Origin of the sequence: Hyphomonas sp. (genome assembly GCF_037969335.1) — a bacterium.
In the GTDB taxonomy this organism is placed as follows: Bacteria; Pseudomonadota; Alphaproteobacteria; order Caulobacterales; family Hyphomonadaceae; genus Hyphomonas.
Genome location: NZ_JBBKXE010000065.1, coordinates 1 through 6,381 on the forward strand (window position 1 = coordinate 1; position 6,381 = coordinate 6,381).

7 protein-coding genes are annotated in these 6,381 nt (G+C 49.7%); 5 read left to right on the plus strand and 2 right to left on the minus strand.

Going from position 1 to position 6,381, the window contains the following annotated elements; genetic code table 11:
- From AADA04_RS05265 to AADA04_RS05280, 4 genes are all read left to right on the plus strand, one after another.
- A partial coding sequence (locus AADA04_RS05265; RefSeq protein ID WP_340692197.1) for a NaeI family type II restriction endonuclease occupies positions 1-401 on the plus strand: 401 nt, incomplete at its 5' end.
- Positions 402-962: 561 nt separating this feature from the next.
- Positions 963-2,036, plus strand: coding sequence for a DUF262 domain-containing protein (locus AADA04_RS05270; protein ID WP_340692198.1), 1,074 nt, complete (start codon positions 963-965; stop codon positions 2,034-2,036).
- A 163-nt stretch (positions 2,037-2,199) separates the two neighbouring features.
- Complete coding sequence (locus AADA04_RS05275; protein ID WP_340692199.1) at positions 2,200-3,147, plus strand: HNH endonuclease; 948 nt, start codon at positions 2,200-2,202, stop codon at positions 3,145-3,147.
- A gap of 450 nt (positions 3,148-3,597) precedes the next feature.
- Positions 3,598-3,810: a hypothetical protein gene (locus AADA04_RS05280; RefSeq protein WP_340692200.1), complete on the plus strand. Its 213-nt coding sequence runs from the start codon at positions 3,598-3,600 to the stop codon at positions 3,808-3,810.
- Positions 3,811-3,882: 72 nt separating this feature from the next.
- On the opposite strand, the gene AADA04_RS05285 is transcribed toward AADA04_RS05280, so the two are convergent.
- The gene (locus AADA04_RS05285; protein WP_340692201.1) at positions 3,883-4,296 is read right to left on the minus strand and encodes a hypothetical protein; all 414 of its coding nucleotides are present in this window, start codon (positions 4,294-4,296) and stop codon (positions 3,883-3,885) included.
- Positions 4,293-5,573: an AAA family ATPase gene (locus AADA04_RS05290; RefSeq protein WP_340692202.1), complete on the minus strand. Its 1,281-nt coding sequence runs from the start codon at positions 5,571-5,573 to the stop codon at positions 4,293-4,295. Before AADA04_RS05290 ends, AADA04_RS05285 begins: the two co-directional genes overlap by 4 nt.
- Positions 5,574-5,895: 322 nt before the next feature.
- Here AADA04_RS05290 and AADA04_RS05295 point away from each other — a divergent pair.
- Positions 5,896-6,381: hypothetical protein (locus tag AADA04_RS05295; RefSeq protein WP_340692203.1), on the plus strand; the 486-nt coding region annotated here is incomplete at its 3' end.

A 6,381-nucleotide genomic window follows, 5' to 3' on the forward strand; every position in this document is an offset into this window, starting at 1 on the left:
CGATACAACCTGAAATCGTCGATAAAATATTTTCTGGCTCCTCAGGGAACCGCAGAGTCATGACGTTATTTCGCGAAGTTCAAAAAGTGCCAATAACTCGAGATGTAGTTGAAGCAGTAGCAAGGCAGAAGGACTTTATGCGGCGCTTAAGAGCCGACAATGGTAAGGGTACGAGAGATCATCTCGCTTCTGTAGGCATACTGCTTTTATCAGGACAGTTTGACCATGATCTTATCGATGAGTTCCAGCTACCGTTCTGCGATGGAAGCGAATTCATTTCTTATCGACCTGTTGGCAGCTCGGAGCGTGCAGCAGCCGAATATGCAGGACTACCCGCATTGGCAGACAACGACACTGACGACGTACCCAATGGTCCAATTGCAGAAGAGAACCAACAGTGAAAAGCTCTGAGCTTTTAAAGGTTCTGCGAAACGAAGGCGCGCTGCCTTTCGTAGAAAGGTATATGTTCGACGGGTACGCTTGGTGCTGCCCGACACGAACTGGACGAGAATATTCAGACGTAAAAGCAGAAATCAGCAAAGTCTTTCGAATAGCGCCTTCGGACGTAGCCATTGTTGGAAGTGCCAAGTATGGCTTTAGCATGTGTCCCGATAACAAGTTCAAAAAGTTTGATAATTCGAAGTCGGACATTGATGTTGTCATTGTTTCTCGCGGATTATTCAACTCGACTTGGAAGCACCTACGCCAAGCGTATTTCAGCGGTGAAATTTCCCTAAAGAACATGTACCAGGGTGATATCTTCCGACGGTTCATTATGGTCGGAACCAATGAGTATTTCGACACGATCTATCTTAGGGATTTGATGACATTATTAGAGAAGACGCGGAAACTAGCATCAACACACTTGGGCCTGTCTCAAACATTGAAGATACGAGTCTACTCATCTTGGTCAGATGTAAAATCGTATCATTTTTGGAGCGCTCAAAAACTTGGAGAGACCCATGGGATTCAACAATGAAATTCAGCCCTATCGAGCAAATATCTCTGAGCTCGTTACAAGGCTTCGAGCGTCAGAATTCTATGTAGATCGCTCCTTTCAACGCAGACTAGTGTGGACGGACAAACAAAAGGTCCGGCTCATTGAGACCGTGCTCATAGAGTACCCGATGCCCGAGATATATCTCTGGGAGAAAGCTCCCGATCCTGACACCGGACAACAAAAATTTAGTATCGTTGATGGCCAGCAGAGGCTCTCGACACTTCGCCAGTTTCTAAACAACGAGTGGCCTCTGAAGAAGTCTTATTTGGACGCTGAACGACGCGGTGCTGACTTTGCTGATCGCTACTGGAAAGACCTTTCTGCGGCACAAAAGACGCAAATTTACCAATACAATATCAATGGACGACGCATACCAAGTGACGTACCTGAACAACAAATCAGGCGCATATTTGCTCGGTTAAACGAAACAGATCGATCACTAAATCCTCAGGAAATGCGCAATGCTACTTTTAATGGCGCGTTCCTAGAAGCATCAATCAAAGTGGCCGAGTGTGATGAGATGAAGGCTTTGAAAATCTTCTCCCTGAATCACGTTCGCAGAATGTTGGACGTCGAATTCGCCAGTCAGTTGTTGGGCTTTGAACGACTTGGGATTGCTAGCGATACGCCAGAGAGCATGAATGAACTTTACGACAAATACAGTGGTCAGTATCGAAAGGCGAAGAGCGACATCCAAAATGTTCGAGCTAGCCTCAAACTGATAGCGGAAATTTTCGGCGATACTAATGTCCGCGAAATGTTTGAAAGTCAGAATAATATTTATACTCTGCACTCTCTTTTTGAGGTTGAGCCCGCTCGAGAAGTCGCCACTTGGCAAAAAGTGCTGAGCGCCTTCGCCAATGAATATAAGGCCACAGCAAAAGCAGCCGCCGACGAGGCAGTTGATGAAAACATCTCGGAGTTCAGAAAAGGTGCAAGCTCAAGAACTCGAAGCGCAAGCAGTCGCTTACAACGCGTCGTAGGCCTTAGAAGTTGGATTCGAACTTACCTGGGTGAGCCAATCAAGGAAGGGTAAATAGAGGACGGCAGCGGAGAGGGCATTGTCAGGAGAACCGGGCTTGAGACGGCGCGTTTTGGCGATTGACCTTAACACATGTCAGAAAATCCATCCTACTCTTTCCAAACTTCGCCCGAGATCATCCAACCGCACCAACAAATAATCAAACGTTTGCGCTCGCATGAAAATCAAAGACCTGCCTGCCCCCATTACCGCTGCGAAAGCTGATTGGCTGCCGGGAACAACTTGGGTCGGATTTACGCCTACTGGAACTGGGCCTGATGCTCGAGAAAAGTGCCAGACAACGATCAACCGACAAGTCGATGGCGGATACGTTATCGAGAGAATTACCGATAAGTTTGGTGACCCAAATCCAGATTTCGTTGATTCCGAGCGCGTTAAACGAGAGCGAGATGAGCACGCGAAGTTTGCCGACTCATTGGTCTCCATTCATCGATTACGCCACTCCTCACGACCCCTAGTCGAGATTATCGGGCCTGAGGAGTTTGATGCACTTCAGAATGTCTGGTCTGCGAATGGTGACCGCAATCGTTGGTCAGTCGCTTTCCCTATTGTCGAAACATTTGAGATCGTTGGTGCACCCAAAGCGCGCGACGTGTTTTCGAAAGATGTGTTTGCACGCCACTTCGCACGTTCAACAGCTACTCTGCGTTCATTGGACGATGCAGCGAGAGATCAACTCGCAGAGTTGGAAATAGTATCGCGGCCAGCTCCAAACCTTTGGGTTCTACTTGAAGACGAGGCAGCTATGGCTGAGCTTTCAGACTCGGACCCAGGCATCGATAGGATGATAGCAGATGACCTGCTCATCGCGCTTGAGGGAGAGACGGAAGAACGCAGGGGCCAGGCTCGTAAACGCGCCTCATGGATAGCGAACAGGTTTATTCTTGAGCGCAGACGACTGAGCCAGATGCGCTGTGACGATTGCAGCTTTGATCCGTCTTTGCTGCCGAGCATCCCTGCAAACCGGGTGCGGTCCTGCTTTGACGTTCATCACAAAGACCCACTCGCCGAAGGCGTGAGGCTAACCACTACTGCCGACTTCGCCTTGCTCTGTCCGACCTGTCATAGGCTTGAGCACATCCGGCTTGACGTGGATCGCGCATAGATCAAGCCTCTAATATTTTGGAAAATCGATTGCAATCAATTGCAATTTTCTGGGGACGGCCGAGGCCCTTGTGATGACGAGCTGTCTAAACGGACGTGTGTTTTCTCGTTCCCGTTAGATGTTCCAATAACACTTGCGCGAGGAGGCAAAAACCCTAGAATAAACAATAACTTCAATGGTATTTTGACATGTTCCAATCTGGCATCCCATCCCTTCCTCTCCGCCAGCAACTGTTTGCAACAGTTTTAAGCAATAAAAACAATGCAATAGTCCGGCGTCGTTTTCGAATGTAGGACACCAGCCGCAGAAATTGTAGGACAGCTGGCACGATGTCACTTCTGTTGGACTAGCGCCTCCCGTTTCGTCACTTTCGGATTCGACAAATAATTTCCGGTGGATAGTTATCCGATTCCCATTGTTCCCGTTTCGTGCTCGTGATTTGAATGATGAATGGACGATGTTCAAACAGCTATCTATGTCGCGATACGAACTTCGCCTCGCCGGCTGCGTGTGGCGTTAGCGAGCAAGAACCCAACTGAGGGTGACGAGGCAACGAACCAGCTTGTTGATCGCATCGTGAAAGCGCTTGAGCAGTACGACGTCGTTCTCATTGAACGTGAGCCTGAGAACTTCAGCGCCAATTGCGGTCATCCGCAAATGTGACGCCCTCCCACGCGCAGCTGATAAGGACCCATCACGCTCTGTTTCGGCGGCAAGTCCATTGAGAATGTTTGGCTAAAGTTTTCGGTTCGCATCCGCAAACTCGCCAACCCATTGCAAGAAGAGATCGCGGGTACTCTCTTCGCCATAAGCTTCTGCGACATGCCGACTAGCGGCTACGAATGACTTCTTCTTAGCTCCCTTGATCTCAACACTTCTTTCTTCTGCCAGGAGATAGAGACGAGCTATGGCATCGGCCACACGCCATGAGAGAGACTTTCGAGCCGTTTCCATGTCCTGAATCCACTGAGGATTTGGCTTTTTCGCGGTTGGTTTGCGAGCAGGTTTCGCCGGAAATGTGGCCTGCAACAATTCATCCGTTGTCGTACTCTTCAGGCGTTCAAGAAACGCACGCATTTCAGGTTCATTCAACTTGTATTTTCCGCGCGTGAGTCGTCGCAGTACATCTGCCAATTCGATCTCGGTCATACGCCAACTTTCTCAGACAGCTCTAGTGCGGCAGCTCTCAAACGCTTTTGTATCGGTCCGCTTCCTCTCGACTTCCGATATGCTAGATCGAATGTCATGTCACCACTTGCGTTGGGTTTAGCTGGACCCGCGATCATGAGCTTCGAAAACGGGATCGTTGCGTCCAAAACTTCTACCGCACCGCCATTTGAGGCGCTCGACCGAAGCTCAACTTCGATATCCGATCTTTCATTTCCTTGGACGCCGTTCATGATCGCCAACCTCCTTATTTTGCTCGCGTCTTCCGAAACCTTAGAAAGAAGCAAATCCAACAAAGAAAGGCCGTACGTCGCGAAACGGTCCGGCCTGACCGGAGACAGAACATGGCTCGATACGCTGAGAGCGAGCTCCGTCATCAGTGTTGCACCAGGGTTTACGTCAATAGCCACATAATCGTACTGGCGTTCGCAATAGGCAACAAACTGACGAAAGCGGACCCAACGTTCCGAGTTTCGTTCGAACCGCTGATGCTGCTCCCCTAAGAAATAAGTTATCACCTCAAACGTGCCCGGAATGAGGTCAATTCTTGGTTCAAGCGGCTTCACAGATTTTAGTGGAACGATACACTTCTCTAACATTCTCTTCAGTTGGCTATCGCTGGGGTACTCGGACAGATCTCCAAACCCTCTGAAGATTGACATGATATTCTTGCTGGCACCGAACGCCTTCATCATATCATTTTCGGATAGAAGTAGCTGCGTGAGATTATGTTGCGGATCGAGGTCTATCAAAAGGACCGATTTGCGCTCAGTTTCGTGAATACAGCCGAATAGGTTTGCCGTGAGAACTGTTTTTCCGACACCGCCCTTCAGATTTAGCATCGTTATGACCGGCGCTTTCCTGTGATCGTATAGGCGCCTTGTGGCTTCCAAGAATTCGATCTTCTTGCGTCCGGAAAGATTGCGATTAATCGCAATTCTTAAAGTGTCGTCGACGTCGCCTGGAAAATCGTCAGGTACACTCACGTTGCCAAAAGAGATCAGAACAATTGGCGTTGCATGATCGAAAGCATATTGGATCTCCGTTCGTACCCAGTCCGACTTCACAGAATATTTCGTGAGGATAAAGACAGCGCATCGACTACTACGTAGCTGCGGGAAAATCGCCTCGGTCAGCCGCTCGCCCACACGAATTTCCTCGTCATACCATGTCTCCATCCCGGCATCTTCCAAGACGCGAACGACACGCTTCAGACGGGATTTGTCCTCGTGCGCATAGCTAATGAAAACGTGTGGCACCTCTGCTCCTTCGCGACCTATTTAACCGTACGGTGAAATGAGAGTCCTGCAACCTAATAAAGAACGGCGTGCACCCGTTGTCGGGGAGAGCGAGCATTTCCGTCTCACACGATATCCAGACTGTAGTTCGCAGGTCACCGACGGGTTGCCGTCCAAGTACGGGTACAACTGGGTTTGGAACGCCGGAAAATATCGAGGCTACGGGGTCAGGTATCAGGTTTAATCCTAAGACTTCGTCCGTATGGCGGCAGCGACGAATTCTGTTATCTTCATTCAAGCTGACGGAGTGCGTCGAGCGGTCCACTGATGGTGAGGAATTTGAATGAAAGTCTTTAGCTGGAACTACGTTGGCGCAGCAATGCTGCTGGCTTTCCTGTCTGGATGCGCAGATCCAATCTCTTCAATCGAACCGGTTGGTGAGACAAGCGCGGCAGCGAACGACCCAACGTCCTGGCAGATCACTGAAATCTATTGGTCTGACGCTGATAGCGGCCGCATCAACGGAGAACGCTTTCGACTGTCAGATATCGATGCTCCCGAGACTGGTGGCGTAGGTGCAGCCATAGGTGGCGCGAAGTGTGAGAAAGAACGTGAGCGCGGCTTTGATGCAAAGGAGTTCGTCGTCGAGTTCACTCGCAACAAGGAACTCCGGATCACCCATACGTATGGATATGACAAGATGCCAGAACCTCGCCTTTTGATAGATCTTACGGCTGACGGCGAAGACGTTGCTCAAAGCGGTATCGATGCCGACTTCCTTCGTCCCTGGCCCCACGATGGAACGAAGGCATTAGCTCCGAAACCGGAT